Source organism: Sphingobacterium sp. 40-24 (assembly GCF_001899705.1).
GTDB lineage: Bacteria > Bacteroidota > Bacteroidia > Sphingobacteriales > Sphingobacteriaceae > Sphingobacterium > Sphingobacterium multivorum.
Genome location: NZ_MKWH01000067.1, coordinates 82796 through 102006 on the forward strand (window position 1 = coordinate 82796; position 19211 = coordinate 102006).

The window sequence follows — 19211 nt, forward strand, 5'->3', positions numbered from 1 at the left end:
ATTAATATATGACAGAAGATAATCAAAGGGAGCAGGCTCAAAAACTGCTAAAGAAATATCTCAAGGGCGAGTGCAATCCGGATGAAGAACGGCTTGTGACCGACTGGTTCTTTTCATTTGATAACGAACCGATACTGCCAATGGAAGAAAAAGAGGCTGTATTGGGACGTTCCAAAAAGGCATTGCTGCACAAATTTGAAGGTGAAATAAATACGATAGAACCTGCTAGGAAGCTATATACCTGGAAACGGATAGCCATTGCGGCGTCAATTCTCTTTGCATTAACAACAACAGTAATACTGCTGAAACAAAAACCGGCAAGCACGCTACCCCAACTCGCAGCTATCACTGCGGATACCTCGGGCATGTTTAAAAATGATATTCTCCCGGGAGAGCGTTTTGCCAAGCTTTCCAATGAAACTGGAGCGACCCAGCTTTTGAGAAAGGAAAATAAGCTCGATAATAGTACGGCGGCAGAATTTAAAGGAAATCTTACCTTGGAAGTACCCGCAGCGGGTACCTATAGTATTGTACTGAGCGACGGAACAACGGTCTGGTTAAATGCGGCTTCCAAATTGGAATACCCCGATCAATTTGCCGGCAATGAGCGAAAGGTAAAATTGGTCGGTGAAGCCTTTTTTCAGGTTGCTAAAGATGCCAGCAAACCGTTTCGCATTGAAGTCGAAAATTCCGTCATCGAAGTGCTCGGTACCAGTTTTAACGTAAATGCCTACCAGAAAGAAATCAATACGTCGTTGGTGGAAGGTAAAGTCAAAATTATGAGCCAAGGGCATGAAGCTTATCTTACTCCGGGCAATGAAGCGATCGTCAGCGCCGACAAAATACGTGTGCAACCTGCCGATATCCAAAAGAATACCGCTTGGCAGCGAGGTGAATTTCTGCTGGATGGCAGTAGCTTCGAAGAGATTGTCAGTCAGATTTCCCGCTGGTATAATGTTGATTTTGTGAATGCAGAAGAGATTACGCCAAGCTATCGCTTCCGTGGGACACTCAGTCGGGAATCCAGGCTTTCAGAAGTGTTGAAAATTCTGTCCTACACGACAAATCGAAAGTTTGAGATCGACGGACGTCACATATCCATTCGTTAATACATGTAGTTTTTACAATTAAAATTTATAACATATGATATAACCAGACGAATTAACCAAATGGTCCAATACAATAAAAAAGGGGATGTTGACGCATCCCCTGTTGTAAAGAGCCAAATTTATTGAAGTACGAATTCTATAGATTATTAAACCCTTAACAATTCAAAGTTATGAAATTTTTTTCTCCATTAATAGCATGGGGGGACCGGAGAAGTCATTCTTATACCCTAAGCATTAAAGTCATATTGACTATGAAGTTGATTTGTGTACTGCTGCTGGCATTTACGATTGGTGCTAGAGCATCAGGATATGCGCAAGAAGTAAATCTATCCTTGAAAAATGCTACAATTGAAGCTGTTCTGAAAGAGATCTCCACGCAGACTAGGCTGCGTCTTTTTTACGACGAACGACTGTTTGAAAATGCTTCGCGCGTGGATATTTCCGTTGCGGGATCTGATGTGAGGGCTGCTTTGGCAAAAACCCTGCGCGGACGTAATCTGATCTTTGATATTATGGGTAGTACCATTGTCATCAAAGAAAAAAAGCAGACGGATCGTGAGATTTCAGGTGTTGTTAGGGATGCTTCCGGACCAATGGCTGGCGTAAACGTTACTGTATTGGGGGTACCCGGATTATCGTCACGGACTGATAAGGACGGCCGTTACAGCATACGGGTTCCGGAGAAGGCTATTCTTTTATTTCGCTTTATGGGCTTTAAGGATGCCGAAGTGAATGCTACCGATAAGAAGAACGTCGACGTATTGATGGAAACCGCCGAATCTCACCTCGACGAGGTTATTGTGGTCGGCTACGGTACGCAGAAAAAGATCAATCTTTCGGGAGCCGTGGATCAGATCGGCGAAAAGTTTCTGGAAAGCAGACCCATTACAAATGTGGGAACCGCTCTTCAGGGTGCGATGGCCAACCTAAACATTACACCGACCTCGGGACGAGCCAACAGCTCGCCAGGCATCAATGTGCGTGGCTATACATCGCTTTCGGGTGGCGGACCACTGATTGTGATTGATGGTGTGCCAGCGACGAACGATGAACTCAACCGTATGAACCCGATGGATATTGCCAGTGTAACGGTGCTGAAAGATGCTGCATCGGCAGCAATCTATGGTAGCCGCGCGGCTTTTGGTGTAGTATTGGTCACGACCAAATCGGGTACAACGAAAGATATTAAGGTGACGGCCAACTCAATTTTTGGTGCCAAGGCGATTACACGTACTGTGGAAATAGAGGACGATCCTTATCAGGTCATGAAATACAGAAATATTATGTCTGCGCCCTGGTACAATCTTTACGATGAGAAAATGCTCGAATATGGAAAACAGCTAAGCGAAAATCCATCTCTACCACGTGTGATTGTGGATCCGCAGAATCCAAATGCATATATCTATTTGGGATCTACCGATTGGTTTAAGGAAGTGTATAAAGACATCCAGCCTTCATATACCAACAATATCAGTATCGCACAAAAGAATGAACGTTCTTCTTTTTACCTTTCGGGTGAATATTATAGGCAAAATGGTATGCTGCGCATCAGCCCAGATACGTATGATCGTTATAATTTCAGGGCAAAAGGCGATTATAAAATTACGGATTGGTTTACCTTGTCCAATAATACTACTTTCACAAACGACAAATATGATCAGCCTTCGGCCATTGACCAGGGCTACCTGTATTGGCATAATGTCAATCGCCAGCCTTCCTTAATTACCGTTTACAATCCGGATGGTACCTATACCGAAGCTGGTGTAAACATGATCGGCGCTGTTGCCGAAGGGGGCCGTAGTATAAGCCGCAATAATGATTTTCAGTCCAGCTTTGGTGCAAAAATTGACTTTATTAAAAACGTGTGGACCTTAAATGGGGACGCAACCTTTAGACGGATTTCAGGAAAATCGCATTTCTTTCAGTTGCCGCTGGCTTACAGTACGGGGCCTAATGTAATGAATAAGCAAAACTTTAACAGTTATGCGTCCAATGGAAGCTCTGAAACGCGTTACAATGTTTATAACATTTACTCGCAATACCAACGCACACTCCAAGACCACTATTTTTCAGTGATGCTAGGTTTCAATCAGGAGGAACGGATTTATGAGTCATTTTCGGCATCCCGGGATCAGCTGATTTCCAATTCGCTGCCGACGATCGGACTTGCGACCGGTCAAACTCCTTCTGTTGGTGCATCAGATTATGCTTGGTCAGTACGCGGGGCTTTTGCCAGATTGAACTATACCTACAAAGACAAGTATATCCTCGAGTCTAATTTACGCTACGATGGTTCTTCAAGATTTCCTAAAAAAGATCGATTCGCATTCAACCCCTCGGTGTCCGCTGCATGGGTAGTTTCGCAAGAAAATTTCTTTCAGCCGATTAAGGGAACCGTATCCAATTTTAAACTAAGGGGATCGTACGGCTCTTTGGCAAACCAGGATCTCAGGGACAACTATTACCCTTACATTGCCAATATGTCCAAAGGTAGCGGTGCCATATTGGATGGTAAGATCGTGCCAATTGTGGGCAGTCCGGGTTTAGTGTCGTCGACCCTAACTTGGGAAACCATTACGCAGTCCAATTTTGGGGTGGACATCGGCTTGTTTAAGAATCAGTTTTTTGGCTCTTTTGATATCTATCGTCGCGATACAAAAGATATGCTAACCGCTGGCCGTACTTTGCCGATTGTACTTGGAACTGGGGTGCCACTAGAAAATGCTGCCAACCTTAAAACGAATGGATGGGAGCTGACACTCGGCTATAATAAAGAATTTATGGTGGCCAGCAAACCATTTTCATTCTCCGCAAGAGTCAATCTAGCCGATAGTAGAGCCTATATAACAAAATACAGCAATCCGAAGAATAACTTGAACGATTATTACGTCGGTCAGGAATTAGGTCAAATGTGGGGATTGACTACATTGGGATTCTTCCAGTCGCAAGAAGAGATCAAGGCACATGCCAATCAAAATGATGTCACTTCTTATCCTGGTACACGGGGATTGGAACCGGGTGATCTCAAGTTTGCAGATATAAACGGCGATGGTAAAATAAACCGCGGGGACTGGACCTTAGACAATCACGGCGATTATAAGATCATCGGTAATTCGAGACAGCGTTACAGCTACGGGATAGACTTAAATTCAAGCTGGAATGGAATTGACCTGCGTGTCTTCTTACAGGGGGTTGGAAAACGGAATTATTATCCTCCCGGTGGTGACCATTACTTCTGGGGAATCTATGCGCAGCCTTGGGCGAGTTTGACCAAGTTTAATCTGGACCATTGGACACCGGAAAATCCAAATGCATACCTGCCAAGACCAAAATCCTATGTGGCCGAGCAGAGCGGTATAGAACTTGCTGCCCCACAAACCAAATATTTGCAGAACGCAGGTTATTTAAGGGTTAAAAACGTAACCTTAGGTTATACACTTCCTAAGCTGATCACAGATAAATGGGGGATTGATCGATTACGTCTATTTGTCAGTGGTGAAAACCTCCTTGAGTTTACGAAACTAATGGATTATCTCGATCCTGAAATTGTTGGCGACCGTACGGCTTATCCTTTCCAAAGGACCTACTCGTTTGGCTTAAACTTTAATTTCTAAAATTGACTACTATCATGCAAAATATAAAAAGACAACTAATCAAGATCGGAGCACTGCTGGGGGCTTTGTTCCTCATCACGAGCTGTAACGATGACTTCATGGATCGGTATCCCACTACATCGGTTACACCGGAGGTGTTTTTTAGTAATGTAAACGACCTAAAAACATATTCGGATGGCTTTTATGGAAGTTTGAGTTCACCGATAGCGGATCTTGGAACAGATAACCTGGCACATCATAATTCCGGTAGCACCATTGATGAGATCATGCGTGGCGGGGTGACACCTCAGAATGCAGCGGTATGGAGCTGGTCTGCCTTACGAAATATCAATTTTTTTCTTGAAAATGCCGGTCGTGTAAAGGGAGCCAGTGCTACCGATGTTAACCATTATGTTGGTATTGCAAGGTTCTTTCGTGCACGCTTCTATATCGATAAGGTCAATCAGTATAGCGATGTGCCCTGGTATGGAAAGACGATGGGAACCTCCGATCTTGACCTTTTGAACAAAAAGCAGGACAGCCGAACACTTGTGGTGGATTCTATTATGGCGGATCTCGAATTTGCAGCTGCCAATATCAAACCCGACGGTCATAAGTCGACGGTCACAAAGTGGGGTGCTTTGGCGCAATTGGCGCAGTTCGCCTTACAGGAAGGTACATTTCGCAAATATCACAGCTATTTGAATCTGAGTGGATCGGCCAATACCTTTCTTCAGCGGGCTGTTTCCGCAGCGGAAGAGATTATGAAATCATCCAAATTTTCGATCAGCAATGCCGGCGGTGTCAACCGCGCCTATCGGGATCTATTTATCAGCCTCAACCTGCAAGCTAACCCTGAAACTATCCTATTTATCGATTATGATAAGGATCTAGGAAGAAGACGTAATGCACATACCGTATTGGATTACGAATGGGCATTGAGCCAAACGCTTATGGAAAGTTATCTGATGAAAGATGGAAAGCGTTTTACACAACAGGCCGATTATAAAACAAAGAATATTGATCAGGTTTTTGTGAACCGCGATCCACGTATGGAACAGACCTTTATGAAACCTGGTTTTCAGGCTGTCAATGCGTCAACGCCGCAGCGCCTTAAACCAACCTTGGGTGGTTACAATCAGATCAAGTTTTATCCCGAAATAGCGGATATGATTAGCTGGGAAGCCGCTTATACAGATGCTTTTGTATTCCGGTACGCCGAAGTCCTATTGATCTTTGCCGAAGCCAAAGCCGAGCTGGGAACACTCACAAGTCAGGCTGATCTTGACAGATCAATCAACCTCTTGCGGGCCCGTGTGGGTATGCCGGCAATGCAGCTTGGAGAAGCAAATGCCAATGTGGATCCGGTATTGCAAGCGTACTATGCAAATGTAAAAGGTGGCAACGTCGGACTTATCCTGGAAATCCGTAGAGAAAGACGTGTCGAATTGGCTTGTGAGGGCCAGCGCTACAGAGATGTATTTCGTTGGGAAGTGGGCGAACGATTGGCTGATCAGCAACAAGGAATGTACGTAAAAGGATTGGGCGCTATGGATGTTACCGGTGACGGTAAAGTGGATATTGCGATACTTGAATCTGCAAAAGATACTGGGCCCATCAAAGATCTGACAGAGGAAGAGAAGAAGAATATTTCCCTCTATTATTTGAAGGATGCCAATGGGAATAATACCTCTATTTATCTTGAAAATGGCAACAGCGGCCATATTATGTTCACGGTAGCACGGGATAAGAAAAAGACGTTTGAAAAACCGAAATATTACTATTATCCGGTGGCCAATAGCCAAATGGTGCTGGATGGTAGCAAATTGGTGCAGACAAACTTCTGGTAGTTTAACGTATTATTTTTTAAGAAAACTGAGGCAAAGATAGGATCTTCCAATGGATTGGAACGCATCCTATCTTTCCTTATTTATAGTTGATCAATTTTGAACAGATCATATACGGACATGAGACAATCGCTATAGAAAATGATCCTTCCGGTCTTAACTGTATGCAGTAATGCGCTGTATGCACAATATCAGGTCCATGTCCTTTTGAACGGCAATGCGAACAAAAAGATGGATGTTCATGAAAAGGGAATGGATGATCTCGGTTAGTTAGAGGGTCCTTCCGGTTTAATAAGTTAACTTCCTTGAATCAATTTTGGATGAGATTGGATATACATCTTTATAGACATTAATTCCCGATTGCTCAAGTGAAATGCCGGCCATTACTGTTTCGGTCCCTTCAATCTTGATATGTTTTTTATCTAGCGATACCATAGCCCAAATTGGATCTTTATAAACGAGTGTCCGTTTTAGAATGCAGTGTTTTTTGTAAAATTCTTCGCCAAATGCTTTACTTTCGAAATCTTCACCCGCCCAATAATAGGAAGCACTGTTTATCTGAACATAATGAATGTCATTAATCTGATTGTGATAGTTGAGGTGGTGATGTCCTGTAAGTACAAGGATTACTTTATTGTATCCAGCTTCTTTGTTGATCTGTTCAAATAAATAACGTACTTCCATGCCATTGTCCAAGCCGTTGATGGTATTTTCAAGACCTTGGTGGCAAAAAATAATGGTGCGTAATTTTGTGTTGATAAGATCTTCTTTGAGCCATTTAAGTTGCTCTTTTCCGATGGTACGGGGATAACCGGATAACTTCTTTTGCGGGTCTTTTTCGTTTCCGTCAAGTATGACAAAATGAAAACCTTGATCATCAAAAGAATAATAAGGCTTTTCGGCACCCCAAAAGGCTAAAGCTTGTTCTTTCGTAAATCCGCCATCGGTATCGTGATTGCCCAGTAGATAATGTTTTTTCCCATTAAATTTCTTCCAAATTTCGATGAGATTTTTGTTGCTTGGTTTGGGCATACAAAAATCTCCCAAAGAAATAATAAAGTCTGGCTGCTCCTTATTCATTGCATCGATAAAGAGCTGTGCGCGTCTGTCGCTGTCATGCATCAGATCGTAGTGAAGATCTGTGATAATACCAAATTTTATTGGTTGCTGTTTGATTTCAAATTTTTCTGAATCTGTTTGTTTTGAGGCGGCCAAAGATGGACTGACGAAAAGACCGGTTATTCCCATGGTGCTTATTTCTAGAAATTTTTTTCGATTTATCATGGTTATATAATTAAGCTAAAAAATAACTGTTCCGCTCTGTCAAGTATTGCTATAAGCCAGGTGATAAATTTTAAAGAAATAAATGGACAGATAAAGATGACGTTTTTCATTTTTATAAATATACATAAGTTTTGTAATACTAAACAAAGTTTATTTTTACTATATTTCAACATGAAGCGCCAATGATGAAATAGAGTAGAATGATAAGGGATTTGGAGGAACCACTGGAACTTGTGATCCATTAATGATGGTGTCGATAATGTACAATGATTGGTCGATAATCTTCTTTTTTAATTTTTTAGGATCTTATATTTTTGTACCAATTTGTATGTATGTAAACAAAAGTTTATTTAAATTAAACACGCGGCACTTTTTCGCGAAATTAGGCTATTTGATAGATTGTTTACGGGAGGGTATTGCCCGGTTTTTAGGGAAATTTTTTTGAATAAATAACGAATTATGAAAAGGAAATTGATGTTTGCGTTATGTGTGAGTAGTTTTTTTACGCCCATCTATGCGCAGAAACAAATGAAATCCGATGCACTGGTGTTTAAGAATACCTACGCTATTGACGCACACGATAGTAAGAAAGACATTATTGCCAAGGCAGTCCATATTATACCGGCTGACAAGCAGTATGAGGCCTTAAAGGATGAATTCATCGCATTTATACACTTCGGTCCCAATACGTTTACCAAAATGGAATGGGGTAGTGGAACAGAAGATCCAAAAATATTTGATCTCAAGAATCTCGATACCGACCAGTGGTGCGCTGCGATGAAAGCTGCCGGGATGAAAAAGGTGATCTTTACGGCCAAACATCACGATGGCTTCGTCCTTTGGCAAAGTCGCTACACAAAACATGGTATTATGTCGACGGGATTTCAGCAGGGACAGGGCGATATTTTAAGAGATCTTTCGCAATCTTGCAAAAAATATGGACTCAAATTGGGGGTTTATCTTTCTCCGGCAGATCTTTATCAGATTGAAAATGAGAAAGGACTCTATGGGAATCAAAGTGCTTATACCGATCGTACAATACCGGAAAAGGCGTCGGGAACGCCCTTTAAAGATAAGCGTACTTTCCGCTATAAAGTAGACGATTATAATGCCTATTTTCTGAATCAGCTTTTTGAGTTACTGACTGAATATGGCCCGATCCATGAGGTGTGGTTTGATGGTGCGCATCCAAAAACAAAAGGTGGGCAGAAATATAACTATGCGGCCTGGCGGGATTTAATTTCCAATTTGGCGCCGAAAGCGGTCGTATTTGGTAAGGAGGACATTCGCTGGTGTGGCAATGAGTCTGGTAATACACGTAGTACCGAGTGGAATGTGATCCCATTTGATGCAGATCCTTTTCAGATGGAAGGTTTTCGTGATCTAACGGATGAGGATCTGGGCAGTAGGGAAAAGTTATATAGCGCAAAATTTCTCCATTACCAGCAGGCCGAAACCAATACATCGATACGGGAGGGCTGGTTTTACCGCGATGATGTGTATCAAAAAGTGCGATCGGCAGACGATGTATTCGATATTTACGAACGTTCAGTTGGCGGTAATTCCACATTCCTTTTAAATATTCCCCCCAATCGAGAGGGGCGTTTCTCTGATGAAGATGTAAACGTGCTACACGCTGTAGGCGAACGGATTACATTGGGCTATAAAAACAATCTGCTCACCGGAAGTAATCTGGACAAATCTTTGTTGGACAATAATGATAAAACGACCAAAGTGTTTCCTGGTGAGACAGGTGAGCTGATCGTTTCTTTGCCACATCCAGTTAAATTGAACCGCTTGGTGATTCAGGAGGCAGTGCACAGCAGCGGTGAACGTATTGAACAGCATGCGCTTGACATCTGGAAAGACGGAAAATGGCATCAGGTTGCAACAGCGACCAATGTGGGGTACAAACGCATTTTGCGCTTCCCGGCACAAGAAACAGACCGCATTCGATTACGCGTATTGGCAAGTCGGGCAACACCGGTGCTGGCTAGTCTCGGTGCCTACTATGTACCAACACGACCGCCGCAATTGGATATCGCCCGGGATACAGCGGGTAAAGTCAGCATTTATCCCGCAAAAAGCGAATTTGGCTGGAAACCGCATCATGAGGATATTCTCAAAAATCTCAATAACGCTTTTGAGATCTATTACACCGAAGATGGTACAATGCCTTCCGCTGCGTCTCAGAAATACAGCGGTGCATTTGAAAGTAAAGGTAAACTCATTAAAGCGCTCGCAATGGACAAGGATGGCGCAAAAGGAGCCATAGCACAGAAAGAAATGGGAATTCCTAAACAAGGCTGGAATCTGGTTGCTGCAAGCAGCAATCTCGATGGAAAAAATGGGCGTGAAGCCTTTGACGAGCGGGCTGATTCATACTGGCAATCGAAAGCCACTGGCCCAGTGCAGGAGCTGGTCATCGATCTGGGGACGGCGTATTCAATCGCTGCATTCAGCTACACCCCACAGCGTAAAAATGCGGAAGGCATGATGCAATCAGGTAAGCTTTCTGTAAGTCTGGATGGTACGCATTGGGAAGATGCTGATAGCTTTGAATTTGGCAATTTAATCAATGATCCCTCCACGCGTACCTACCGCTTAAAAAATGTAAAAAATGCACGTTTTGTCAAGGTGGAATCGACAGTCATTGCCGGGAAGTCGCAATCACTGGCCATAGCAGAGCTTGATTTTTTTACACCATAATTTTCGAATCAATTGCCTTGGAACTAGGGTGATGCTCTGATTTAGGGTACAAAAAAATAGCCATCATACCTATACCGCTGGAGCTGAATGGATGATGGCTCAGGATAAAACAGACAAAAGCCCGGTCATGGAAATCCATGCCGGGCTTTTCAATGCATTGCTCCCGATAAGAATTATTTTAAGCTGTTATTCCTGCACTTTTTCATATTCAAGGGTACCAGTTTTGTCGCTGCTGATGACACGTTTCTTCTCGTCAAACGATTCTACCTTAAATTTGATGGAGATGATGCTTATTTTAACGGTAAGTGTTTTATTGTCTTCGGAAAGTTTCCATTTTCCATTACGGGAATCACCATTGTGGATACCCTGAAATTTTCCGTCCTCCATAAACACCTGATAAGTGTCCTTCGGTGTAGACACAACGCCATCGACGTTTGTCTGTTTGACCAATTTCCATTTGCCAATAAGTTCTTTGGCGGTCTGGCTATATCCTGCAAAGGAACAAAGGACCAAAATAAGTGTTACGAGTGTTTTCATGTTGTGTTTGATTGCGGTGTAAAGTATACCTTAAATGTAGTAAATATTGGCGCATTTCAGAGCGACATTTGTCTCATTAAAATTAAATATGGGATAAATCGATGTTCATAAATTTCCACAGATTTTTGAACAGCAAAGGTCCTGTATGGCGCGCCCGCTTTTGGGGACATGAACCGCAGGTGGATATTGGTCTACTTGAGCACGGTTACCATGTGGTATATTGTGATGTCGCCGAACTTTTTGGCAATGAGGAAGCGCTAAAAATCTGGGATGGGTTTTACCGAAAGTTACAGGATGGTGGACTCAATAAGAAATCGGCTATGGAGGGAATGAGCAGGGGCGGTGTTTATATCTACAACTGGTGCCTGCGTTATCCAGATCGGGTAAATGCCATCTATGCCGATGCTCCCGTGCTGGATTTTAAAAGTTGGCCCGGTGGCAAAACAACTGGAAAAGGAAGCAAACCGGATTGGGAGACTTTTAAGAAAGACTACGGATTGACCGAAACGGAGGCTTGGGCATTTACGGAGGCACCTATTGATAAAGCAAAAGTCATTGCCGGTTTCAAAATACCATTGCTCCATGTTGTCGGCGATAAGGACGATGTCGTGCCTATCGCCGAAAACACCATGCCATTTGCGGAGGAGATTCGTCGCGCAGGTGGTCATATCGAAATCATCCATAAACCCGAGGTCGGACATCATCCGCATTGTCTGGTAGACCCTAGCCCGATTATAGATTTTATACTGAGAGCAAATAGCAAATAGGGACGAGAGTTGCCGCTGTCTTTAGCTAATCAAAAAGCCACATCAATATCCTGTTGATGTGGCTTTTTGATTTCGTATTTTATTGGATAACTGAGTCTTAAATGGGGTAAAATAGTTTTAATAATTGATTTTCAAGTTTTAGTTTCTCCATTCAATCTGTAATAATTTGGGTTAATAATAGCGCTGTAAACCGAAGCGAATCCATGGTGCCGTCGTTTGCCGATGCTGAATTATAAACTAACTTATTACCGAGCTTTGCCCATAGTTTATACAGGCACTGAACACACAGGATCCCAATCTTAGGAGTACGGAACTGGAATTTTGTGCCATGGCCTTTCTCAATTTCTCAACTAAAAACATTGCGGAATATACCTACGTCACCATCCGGGCCGTACAGGTACGAAAAAATAGATTGCGTAAGAAATTTGACATCCCCTCGGATGCAGACTTTAATAATTGGATGCGTGAACTGGCTAAAACACCTACTGCACCTTGGAAACCTGAGAACTAATAAATGGCTTATCCGGAGTTTATCTTACTCTTATAATCAGAAGGTGTAATTCCTTTAATAGCTTTAAAGAACTTGTTGAAGTTGGGCAAAGAGTTGAAACCACAGGCGTAAGCGATATCGGTTATTGGGTTTTCTTCCTGAACCAAAAGCCTGCAGGCTTCATTGATCCGGACTTCATTGACGAATTTTGAAAATGTTTTCCGTGTACGCGCTTTAAAAAAACGACAAAAAGACGGCTTGGTCAAGTTGGCCAATTTGGCTGCCTTGTCCAGGGAAATGTTATCACTGAAATTTTCAAAAACATACGTGTAAATACTGAAGATAATTTCTCCATCCTTACCCGCCAGGCCATCAATATAGGGCTTATTGGATAGCTTACTGTATTCCTGAGTATGCAACAGAATCCCTAAAGACTCGAAGAGATAGGCTGTTTTTTGTATTTCAGGCACAGCGAGCATCTTGTACAGTATTTTTTTGAGTTTATTTTTTGTTTCTCCATAAAACAGCATTCCCTGTCGCGATCGCTCAAGAAAATCTTTTAGCTGGCTTGTTTCAAATAATAAGGAGCAAAAAGACAGCAGAGCTTCCGGATCGAAATATAAGGTGATGAATTGTATGTTATGCTCCTGGTCGGCTTCTGAAAGCGAGTTGTACCAGACGTGCGGCAAACCGGGACCAATAAAAGTCAGCTCATCGCTTTCAAAGTCTTCCAGCTGATCGCCAATGCAGCGTTGGCCTTTACCCTTCATGATGTATGTAAGCTGGCATTCACGATGAAAATGATACTCGGAAACAAGTTTAGGGCAATTTTCATGTCGGATTTCAAAAATCCTGTTTCCCGAATTTGAACGTGCTTTCGCGTAAATTGGCCGCATAGATTCTTAACATTTTTAATGAAATAAATTGGAACGTACACCAATCTTCATAATCGATTGAAAGTGATCACTCAAAAAACGGTTTTTAACGGTTAAAAGGCATGTATTAAACGCTTAAAATCATGTAAAATATTACTTTTTTCCTGTTCGTCGGACGGCAATCAAACTATATTTAATCAAAGTTTAGCAACCCGTTGCCCATATTTTTTGCCAAAAAGCAAAAAATATAGCATGCTTATCGTGTATATTTAGGATAATTTATTGTTGGCGCGCCATTATTGTGATAAATTCATTGTATGCAAAAATATAGCCAATCGGCCACAGATCTTATTGTAAAGCTGTTTGAAAGCATTCATCCGCTGTCGGACGATTTAAAACAGCTGATCGAAACGCATAGCTATGTGATCGATGTGAAAGCCGGGGTTCGCCTGATTGATATCGGACAGGTGCAAAAGCAGATCTATTTTATCCTGCAGGGCGGTGTACATTCTTATTATATTGATCCCGCCGGTAATAAGATCAGCTCTTGGCTACTGTATGAAGGAGAGCTCGCGATTGCCGTCTATAGTTTTTTTAGTCAAAAACCGAGCTTCGAAGCCATCGAAACACTGGAGCCTTGTAGCTTATTGGTCCTGAGCTACGAGAAACTGAATGAATTATATCATCAATTTCCTGAATTTAATTTTATCGGTAGGGTATTGACCGAACGTTATTATATCAAAAGTGAAGAGAAAGCCAATGAGCTACGGATGTTGCCTGCGGTGGACCGGTATAGAAATCTTGTTGAACGTTATCCTGAAATTTTAAAACGCACACCATTGGGCATCGTCGCCTCTTACCTGGGAATAACCCGATCCACATTGAGCCGTATAAGGGCGAAAGTGTAACGCCCGACGCCGAAAAAAGCCCAGCAATTTTGCTAACAGGTTAATAGGGCATCTAAAAAGAGCAATAAAGTGTATGTGTTTGCCAATAGCTATCCTTATTTTTGATGATATGGCGAGGATTCAGTGCTTTTCTATTGCGAACAGTTGGCATTGCATCCCTAAATCGAATCGTAAACCTCAATGAAATTGAACACATCAATGCTAAACCGTATATGTACTAGTCTTGCGCTCTGTTTTCTCCTGTCGGTGAAAATTACTTTTGCGCAGACTGGAGCCAAGAAAGAAAACTGTATCTGGTTTGAACAACCTGCAAATGCCTTAGCCTTAGATTCCAAAAACGGCTGGGAGAGTGACCCCGAGTGGCTGAAAGCCCTACCCATTGGTAATGGAAACCTTGGGGCTATGGTTTTTGGCGATGTCAACCACGAGCGGATTCAGCTGAACGAAATGACCCTATGGAGTGGAAGCTTCGACGCAGGCGACAATCCTGCGGCTTCACAGTCCCTGCAGAAGATTCGTGAACTACTGTTTCAGGGCAACTATAAGGAAGCAACCGAACTGACCAATAAAACGCAGATTACAAAGGGAAAAGGATCGGGGAGTGGTAATGGTGCCAATGTTCCCTTTGGCTGCTTCCAGACCTTGGGCGATTTACGGCTTGACTTTGGTACGGATGCCACTTATCAGAATTATCGCCGTGAACTGGATCTGATGAAAGGGATTGCTTCCAGTTCTTTTGTCCAAAATGGCGTCAAGTTTACACGGGAGGTTTTCGCTAGTCATCCCGACCAGGCGATCATTATCCGGCTCATTGCAGACAAAGCCGGGGCGATCAATGTGCTCTTCAGTCTGGATCGGCCGGAAAGGTTTTCGACCGAAGTTACAGCAAAGCACGGACTGCGTATGTTTGGCGTGCTCGATAATGGCCGGGGTGGAAATGGTATGCAGTATGAAGCTGAGGTGACACCGGTCCTGGAGGGCGGGAAAATCAGTAGCCAGACCAAAACCGGTATTCAGGTTACAGGTGCCAATGCGTTGACGCTTATCGTAACTGCAAAAACAAATTATAAACAGCATTATCCAGACTATATTAATGCCAATTATCAAAAAGAACATCTCGAAATACGTAAAGCAGCTACGGGCAAATCGTACCAGACGCTCCGGGATCGCCATATCAAAGACTTTTCTTCGTTTATGGGACGGGTGAGTTTTCAGCTGGGAAATAGTACCAATAATATGCCTACCAATGTGTTGATGGCCAATAATCTGCGTAGTGGAAATGAGCAGGCCTTATATCCCCTGTATTTTCAGTACGGCAGATACCTATTGCTTTCTTCCTCGAGAGCAGGCGGCCTTCCTGCCAACCTGCAGGGAATCTGGGCCAATAAGATACAAACACCATGGAATGGCGATTACCATACCGATATCAATGTACAGATGAATTACTGGCCTGCGGAAGTAGCCAATCTATCCGAATCACATCGTCCACTAATGGATCTGATCGCATCGCTCGTAGCACCAGGTAGCAAAACAGCCCAGATACAATATGGGATGCGCGGATGGGCGTTGCATCCGATAACGAATGTTTGGGGCTACACTTCTCCGGGGGAAAGTGCAAGCTGGGGGATGCATATTGGGGCCGGAGCCTGGATTGCCCAACATATCTGGGAACATTATGCCTTTACACAGGATAAATCCTTTTTAAGAAAAGCTTATCCGATTCTAAAAGAGGCTTCAATTTTTTACCAGGATTGGCTGACAACGGACCCTAAAACAGGGCTGCTGGTTTCGGGGCCTTCACCTTCGCCGGAAAATTCCTTTAAAGCGCCCGATGGCTCTATTGCGCAGATCAGTATGGGGGCATCGCATGACCAGCAGGTTATTTTCAATCTATTTGAGCACACCCTGGCTGCGTCGGAAATACTAGGCGTAAAAGAAGACGGTTTCTTAAAGGGCTTGCAGGCCGCAAAAGACAAGCTGGCCCGTCCGAAAATTGGTAGCGATGGGCGCCTGATGGAATGGGCCGAAGAGTTTGAAGAGGTAGAACCTGCTCATCGTCATCTGTCCCATCTGTTTGCGCTATACCCGGGTAATGAAATCACGTTGGATCGTACGCCCGCATTGGCAAAAGCTGTGCAGCAGTCGTTGGAAAGACGGGGCGATGATGGGGTAGGCTGGACTTACGCCTGGAAGATTGCACTTTGGGCACGGTTGCAGCAGGGCGATCGGGCATTGAAATTGCTCAATAAACAACTGCGCCCTACATCGGATATGGATACCAAATATGACGGCGGGGGCGGGACTTATTACAATATGTTTGATGCTTGTCCCCCATTTCAGATCGATGGCAACTTTGGCGTGATTGCCGGGATGGCGGAAATGCTCCTGCAAAGCCATGAAGATTTTATTGAGCTGCTTCCGGCGCTTCCGGCCAGCTGGAAAGATGGCGAGATAAAGGGCCTGGTAGCTAGGGGAGCGATCGAAATTGATCTGAAATGGACAAATGGTCAATTGGTCAGCGCTGCAGCAAAAGCCAAAAAGAAACAAAAATGTCGGGTGAAGTATGCCGGGAAATTGTTCGAGCATGAACTACCGGCGGGTGAAAAAGTCAATCTAAAAATATAACTTCAAAAAAATACCGAAGGGATTTATCCTTCGGTATTTTTTGTGAAAAAGAAAATTACAATTTAAAGTTAGATGGTTTTGCTGTCACGCAGCATCTTAATGATATTGTGCGCTTCAAGCTGCTTGCTGAGCTGCGTGTTGATCAAACTATGCACATTTTGCGAGAGCTCTTCCGATCCATCAGCCAAAGCGGTTTGATAGGTCGATTTGAATGCATCTTCGCCCTGCTCACAGGTTTCAAGCAGACTTCTTTCGTCATCTCCCGTGATATTCACTTTTATGCCCATCCAGGCGCGGAAAAGCTTACCGCTCAGCATAGTGCTGTCTGTCGGTTCTTTGCCCTCAAGCTCAACATAAGGTGTCAACTCGGCAATAAATTCCTCCGACTGTCCGACAAATTTTTGAAATGTTGGAACTAATCTATCCAAGCCGTGGCTGGTTGCTAGATCAATTGCCTTTTTATAACCTTCGATGCGGTCGTTGTTGATTTTGATAATGTCGTTGATGATCTCCGGATTGTTAATGTTGTTTTCCATAATATTGTTATTTGTTATCATTTTTGTTTATTCGAAAAACAGCACGCAGTGAATGATCGTTTGCAGAATTCGAGATTCAGGTATTTAAATCGTAGCCCGTATTTATCCCATTTTTTATTGCAGGGGAATAAATCTGTCTAAAACTTTCTGCAATTTATCCTTGTTCTTAAAACCGAATACTGTCCACTAGGCAGGCAACGAAAACTATGCAACAAAACATTCATGTAGCCATTATCGGGGGTGGACCCAGTGGCCTGTTTATGTACAAAAGATTGATCGAAAGGAATATCGCCGGTCTCAAGGTATCTATTTTCGAATCCCGAAAACAATTGGGGGCAGGAATGCCTTACAGCTACGAAGGTGCCACACCGGAGCACTTGACGAATGTATCGGATCATGAAATCCCCGCATTGGTCACGACGATTGAGGATTATGTTCAATCCCTATCGGAGGCCACGCTCCGTACTTATGGAATCGATGTGGACGATTTTAATCGCTACAAAGTGGTTCCACGGCTGCTCCTCGGCCGCTACCTTTCGGAGCAGTTTATGTTATTGAAGCGGATGGCGGATGAACAGGGCATTGAAACACAGGTTCACCTCGCTAGCCAGGTTACGGATATTATTGACCTCGAAGGCCAGGCGCAGGTTAAAATCACGGTGGGCAGCACCGATACCTATATCGTAGACAAGGTAGTCATCTGTACCGGACATAAGTGGCCAACCAAGTATGAGGGCAATGTCGAACATTATTTCGAATCGCCCTATCCACCGTCCAAGTTGGCCTTAAAAACCAATCACGCCGTCGGGATACGCGGTGCTTCGCTCACAGCAATCGACGCTATCCGTACGCTGGCTCGCCACAATGGTTCTTTTGAAGCCTTGGAAACAAGAGAGCTAAGGTATGAGATCGACCCGGGAAGCGAAAATTTTAAGATATTGATGCATACCCGCAGTGGGCTGCTTCCTGCGATCCGCTTCCATCAGGAAGAACCTTTCCTGGCCAATAACCTGGTGATCTCCGAAGAGGAGCTGATGCTTAACAGGCTAGAGAATGAGGGTTTCGTCTCGCTGGATTTTCTGTTTGAGCGCAATTTTAAAGCGCAGTTCAAGGAAAGAGATCCCGACTTTTATGCGATCGTGGAAAAGCTCAGCCTGGAAGACTTTGTAGAGGCAGTACTCCATTTAAGGGAACAGAAAGATGCCTTCGAGGGATTTCGCCAGGAGCACGAACAAGCGCTGAAATCTATTAAAAGGCGCCAATCCATCTATTGGAAGGAAGTCCTTTCTGCCTTGAGTTTCACCCTAAATTATCCCGCCAAGTACATGTCTGCCGAAGATATGCTGCGTTTAAAAAAAGTACTCATGCCGCTGATTTCTATTGTCATCGCTTTTGTGCCGCAGAGTTCCAGTCGTGAGTTGCTTGCGCTGTACGATGCCGGCCGCCTGGAAGTGGTCAATGTAGGCAACGAAAGCCGTGTTGAACCAGCGAGCGATCGCGGCGCCAATTATTATTATACCGATGAATCAGGAATCGAAATAAAATCGCATTATAAGACATTTGTGGATTGTGTGGGACAGCGACCGTTGAACTTTGAAGAATTTCCATTCAAGAGTTTGGTCGACAATGGCCATGTCAGCCCAGCCTACTTACGGTTTCGTTCGGTGGAACAGGCCAAGGAACAAATGCTGGCAGGCAACGACCACATGTTTGTGGCACCGGATGGCGCTATTTTTTTGCAGGTACCCGGTGTAAAGATAGATGACAGCTTCCGCTTGGTGGATCACAGTGGTATCGCTAGCCAACGTCTTTTTATGATGGCCGTACCTTATATGGGGGGGTACAATCCGGATTATTCAGGCCTTGATTTTTGTGCTGCGACATCGGCTATCATTGCTGGGAAGATTGCGGAGAGCGGATAAATACGCAAC

14 protein-coding genes are annotated in these 19211 nt (G+C 43.7%); 10 read left to right on the top strand and 4 right to left on the bottom strand.

Features of this window, described 5'->3' with window-relative positions:
- Positions 1-8: 8 nt before the first annotated feature.
- The 4 genes from BGP15_RS25540 to BGP15_RS25555 all read left to right on the top strand — a co-directional run bounded on the left by BGP15_RS25540 (position 9) and on the right by BGP15_RS25555 (position 6819).
- Entirely contained in the window at positions 9-1109 is a 1101-nt protein-coding gene (locus tag BGP15_RS25540) for a FecR family protein (RefSeq protein ID WP_286771074.1), read from the top strand.
- A gap of 251 nt (positions 1110-1360) precedes the next feature.
- Complete coding sequence (locus tag BGP15_RS25545; protein WP_286771075.1) at positions 1361-4723, top strand: SusC/RagA family TonB-linked outer membrane protein; 3363 nt, start codon at positions 1361-1363, stop codon at positions 4721-4723.
- Positions 4724-4737: 14 nt separating this feature from the next.
- Positions 4738-6552 carry a RagB/SusD family nutrient uptake outer membrane protein gene (locus tag BGP15_RS25550; RefSeq protein ID WP_286771076.1) on the top strand — a complete coding sequence of 605 codons (1815 nt, stop codon included), beginning with the start codon at positions 4738-4740 and terminating at the stop codon, positions 6550-6552.
- A gap of 138 nt (positions 6553-6690) precedes the next feature.
- On the top strand, positions 6691-6819 hold the full coding sequence (locus tag BGP15_RS25555; RefSeq protein WP_286771077.1) for a hypothetical protein: 129 nt from the start codon (positions 6691-6693) through the stop codon (positions 6817-6819).
- Between the two features lie 18 nt (positions 6820-6837).
- Here the strand turns inward: BGP15_RS25555 and BGP15_RS25560 are convergent, their stop codons facing one another.
- Positions 6838-7833, bottom strand: a complete 996-nt coding sequence (locus BGP15_RS25560) for a metallophosphoesterase family protein (RefSeq protein ID WP_286771078.1) — start codon at positions 7831-7833, stop codon at positions 6838-6840.
- Positions 7834-8292: 459 nt separating this feature from the next.
- On the opposite strand from BGP15_RS25560, the gene BGP15_RS25565 reads away from it, so the two are divergent.
- Positions 8293-10542: an alpha-L-fucosidase gene (locus tag BGP15_RS25565; protein ID WP_286771079.1), complete on the top strand. Its 2250-nt coding sequence runs from the start codon at positions 8293-8295 to the stop codon at positions 10540-10542.
- Positions 10543-10728: 186 nt separating this feature from the next.
- Here BGP15_RS25565 and BGP15_RS25570 read toward each other — a convergent pair whose 3' ends face one another.
- On the bottom strand, positions 10729-11079 hold the full coding sequence (locus BGP15_RS25570; RefSeq protein ID WP_286771080.1) for a lipocalin-like domain-containing protein: 351 nt from the start codon (positions 11077-11079) through the stop codon (positions 10729-10731).
- Positions 11080-11204: 125 nt separating this feature from the next.
- On the opposite strand from BGP15_RS25570, the gene BGP15_RS25575 reads away from it, so the two are divergent.
- Together BGP15_RS25575 and BGP15_RS25580 are read left to right on the top strand one after the other, a co-directional pair.
- Positions 11205-11846 carry an alpha/beta hydrolase family protein gene (locus BGP15_RS25575; protein WP_286771081.1) on the top strand — a complete coding sequence of 214 codons (642 nt, stop codon included), beginning with the start codon at positions 11205-11207 and terminating at the stop codon, positions 11844-11846.
- A 328-nt stretch (positions 11847-12174) separates the two neighbouring features.
- Positions 12175-12357: a hypothetical protein gene (locus BGP15_RS25580; RefSeq protein WP_286771082.1), complete on the top strand. Its 183-nt coding sequence runs from the start codon at positions 12175-12177 to the stop codon at positions 12355-12357.
- Positions 12358-12365: 8 nt separating this feature from the next.
- Here BGP15_RS25580 and BGP15_RS25585 read toward each other — a convergent pair whose 3' ends face one another.
- A complete protein-coding gene (locus BGP15_RS25585; RefSeq protein WP_286771083.1) occupies positions 12366-13232 on the bottom strand; it encodes an AraC family transcriptional regulator in 867 nt (288 codons plus the stop codon).
- A 296-nt stretch (positions 13233-13528) separates the two neighbouring features.
- Here BGP15_RS25585 and BGP15_RS25590 point away from each other — a divergent pair, with 296 nt between their 5' ends.
- On the top strand, positions 13529-14119 hold the full coding sequence (locus BGP15_RS25590) for a Crp/Fnr family transcriptional regulator (protein ID WP_286771084.1): 591 nt from the start codon (positions 13529-13531) through the stop codon (positions 14117-14119).
- Positions 14120-14299: 180 nt separating this feature from the next.
- Positions 14300-16744, top strand: a complete 2445-nt coding sequence (locus BGP15_RS25595; RefSeq protein WP_286771085.1) for a glycoside hydrolase family 95 protein — start codon at positions 14300-14302, stop codon at positions 16742-16744.
- A gap of 68 nt (positions 16745-16812) precedes the next feature.
- Here BGP15_RS25595 and BGP15_RS25600 read toward each other — a convergent pair whose 3' ends face one another.
- Positions 16813-17280 (bottom strand): PA2169 family four-helix-bundle protein, encoded by a 468-nt coding sequence (locus tag BGP15_RS25600; RefSeq protein WP_286771086.1) that lies wholly within the window; start codon positions 17278-17280, stop codon positions 16813-16815.
- A 206-nt stretch (positions 17281-17486) separates the two neighbouring features.
- On the opposite strand from BGP15_RS25600, the gene BGP15_RS25605 reads away from it, so the two are divergent.
- The gene (locus BGP15_RS25605) at positions 17487-19202 is read left to right on the top strand and encodes an FAD/NAD(P)-binding protein (RefSeq protein ID WP_286771087.1); all 1716 of its coding nucleotides are present in this window, start codon (positions 17487-17489) and stop codon (positions 19200-19202) included.
- Positions 19203-19211: the final 9 nt, after the last annotated feature.